2 protein-coding genes are annotated in these 2,877 nt (G+C 73.1%); one reads left to right on the top strand and one right to left on the bottom strand.

Annotated elements, in window-relative coordinates; translation table 11 throughout:
• The first annotated feature begins 250 nt into the window (after positions 1-250).
• A complete protein-coding gene (locus GL263_RS24445; RefSeq protein WP_323379545.1) occupies positions 251-1,282 on the top strand; it encodes a glycosyltransferase family 2 protein in 1,032 nt (343 codons plus the stop codon).
• A gap of 73 nt (positions 1,283-1,355) precedes the next feature.
• Here the strand turns inward: GL263_RS24445 and GL263_RS24440 are convergent, their stop codons facing one another.
• The gene (locus GL263_RS24440; protein WP_228456796.1) at positions 1,356-2,876 is read right to left on the bottom strand and encodes an LCP family protein; all 1,521 of its coding nucleotides are present in this window, start codon (positions 2,874-2,876) and stop codon (positions 1,356-1,358) included.
• Position 2,877: the final 1 nt, after the last annotated feature.

The raw sequence follows: 2,877 nt of genomic DNA, 5'->3' as shown, positions 1-2,877 counted from the left end.
GGGCGGGGACGCGGCGACGGGGGCAAGGGCGACACCTCCGAGGCGGCGGAGCGGGCGGTCTGCGCCGTCGCGTCCGGGTGTCACGCGTCGCCGGCCGCGCCGGCAGCGCCGACTCGCCGGCAGCGCTGACCTCGTCGACAGCGCCGCGTGCCCCGGGGCCGTGCCCGGCGGTGAGTGCACCGTAAGCCCGGCCGGGCGCCGGGCCCGGCTGCCGTGCGGGACGTTCCCCCGTACGCGGTAACGTGACCGGGTGACCTCCGCAGCAGACCAGCACCACACCGCCCTCCCCGCCGTTTCGGTGATCATGCCCGTGCTCAACGAGGAGCGCTATCTGCGCACCTCGGTCCGCCACATCCTGGAACAGGACTACGCGGGTGAGCTGGAGGTGGTGATCGCGCTCGGGCCGTCGGAGGACCGTACGGACGAGATCGCGGCGGAGCTGGTCGCCGAGGACCCGCGGGTGCGCACCGTGCCGAACCCGACGGGCCGCACCCCGGCCGGGCTGAACGCGGCGATCCGGGCGTCCTCGCACCCGGTGGTCGTCCGGGTGGACGGCCACGGCATGCTCTCGCCGGGCTACATCCGCACCGCCGTGCGGCTCCTGGAGGAGACGGGTGCGGCGAACGTCGGCGGCATCATGCACGCCGAGGGCGAGAACCACTGGGAGCAGGCCGTCGCCGCCGCGATGACCAGCCGGATCGGCGTCGGGAACGCGGCCTTCCACACCGGTGGCGCCGCCGGTGAGGCCGAGACCGTCTACCTCGGGGTGTTCCGGCGGGAGGTGCTGGAGAAGCTCGGCGGCTACAACGAGGAGTTCATCCGGGCGCAGGACTGGGAGCTGAACTTCCGCATCCGGCAGGACGGCGGCCGCATCTGGTTCTCGCCGGAGCTGCTGGTGTCCTACCGGCCCCGGCCGAGCGTGCGGGCGCTGGCCAAGCAGTACCGCAACTACGGGCGCTGGCGGCACGTCGTCGCCCGCTACCACGCGGGGTCGATCAACCTGCGCTACCTCGCGCCGCCGACGGCCGTGCTGGCCATCGCGGCGGGCACGGTGGCCGGTGTGCTGGTCACGCCGTGGGCGCTTGTCGTGCCGGGCGGTTACCTGGCGGCGATCGTGGCGGGTTCGGTGCCCGCCGGGCGCGGCCTGCCGGCGGCGGCCCGGGCCCGGATCCCGCTCGCGCTGGCCACCATGCACATGTCGTGGGGCTGGGGCTACCTCACCAGCCCGCGCAAGCTGGCCCGCAAGGTGATCGCCTCGACGCGCGCCCCGCAGCACGCCTGAGCGCCGCGCGGGTCAGGTACCGCGTCAGCGGGCCGGGGCACGGCGGCTGCCGTGCCCCGGCCCGCGCGGCTGCTCAGAAGCTGTAGCGGGGGTTGACCGTCATGCAGGCCGAGTTGTCGTCGCCGTTCAGCCCTTCCAGACTGTCCGGCACCTTGCTGTCGTCCTCGTGGTCGGCGGCGCCGTCCTCGCCGGCGGAGTCCGCCGGGTCGGCGGTGGCGTCGGCGCCGGGCGGGCCGGTGGGACCGGCCCCCGGGGTCGGGGACGTGGACACGTGCGGGTAGTCGGCTCCCGCGCGCCAGTCGGCGCCGACGGTGAGCGTGATCCCGGTCTCGGCCGCCGACTGCTTCACCAGCTTCGCGGGGATGCCCAGCGCTTCGGCGACCGCGAGGGCGTCGCCCCGCAGGTCCGCCGAGCCGTAGCTGATCTGGGTGTCCCACTTGGAGACCCGCGTGGTGTCGGCCCAGGCGCGGGTGAAGCCCTTGTTCTGGAGCCGGCCGGCGACCAGGGAGGCGCGGCCGGAGACCGGTGCCTGGGCGGCCGTTCCGGTGCCGTTGAGCACCCGGACGTCGATCTCGGCGGGTGGCGCGGCGGGGTCGCCGGTCTCAGGGGACTCGTCCGGCAGCCTGCGGCCCTTGTCACGGCCGTCGAGGGCGATGTCGTGGCGGATCATGGAGAACACCTTCTCGGCGTCCCCTTCCTTGGGCAGTACGTAGCTGCCGCCCTGCGAGTACACCCAGGGCATGGTCGCCATGGTGATGCGCCTGGTGGGGACGCGGCGCAGGTCCTCGCCGAGGTCGTAGAGCCGCTTCACCGAGCCCAGGCCGGTGTCGACGGTGAGCGCCCTGGTGGCCTGCTCGGCGAGGTTGCGGAGCTTGCCGGGGTTGGTGAGCTTGGTGCCGGCCTTCAGCTCGCGGACCATCGCGTTCATGTACAGGTGCTGGGCCTTGGCCCGGCCGAGGTCGGAGCCGTCCTCGAAGCCGTGCCGGGTGCGGAGCCACTGGAGTGCCGCCTCGCCCCGGACGACCGTCTCGCCCTCCTCCAGCCGCAGCCCGGACTTGGGGTCGTGGACGTTGCGGTCGACGCAGACGGGAACCCCGCCGACGGCGTCGGCCATCGAGACGACACCGGCGAAGTCGACCATCATGAAGTGGTCTATGGGGATGCCGGTCAGTTCCTCCCAGGTGGCGACCGTGCAGCCGGGGCCGCCGTTCTGCAGGCTGGCGTTGATCTTGTCGATGCGCTGCGCGTAGACCGTGTTGTCGTCGGGGTCCGTGCACTTGGGGATGGTGACGCGGGTGTCGCGGGGGATGGAGAGCACCGACATGTTGCTGCGGTCCGCCGAGACGTGCAGCAGCATCTGGACGTCGGCCAGCGGTGGCCGTCCCCGGTCGGCCCTGGCGCCGCCGAGCCGCACGTTCTCGTCGCTGTTCCGGCTGTCGGAGCCCAGCAGCAGGATGTTCATGGGGGCCTGGCCCGCGGCGTTGGGCTGGCTCTTCTCCAGCTTGTTGTCGCCCAGGTGCAGGTCGTCCTTGGTGAGGTTGTTGTTGAGGTGCTCGATGTAGAGCCAGCCTCCGCCCGCGGCGCCCAGTATCAGC

The sequence above is a fragment of the Streptomyces durbertensis genome, assembly GCF_014156695.1.
GTDB classification, from domain to species: domain Bacteria; phylum Actinomycetota; class Actinomycetes; order Streptomycetales; family Streptomycetaceae; genus Streptomyces; species Streptomyces durbertensis.
The sequence above is the reverse complement of the archived record's forward strand: the minus strand, read 5'-3'. Positions and strand labels throughout refer to the sequence as shown.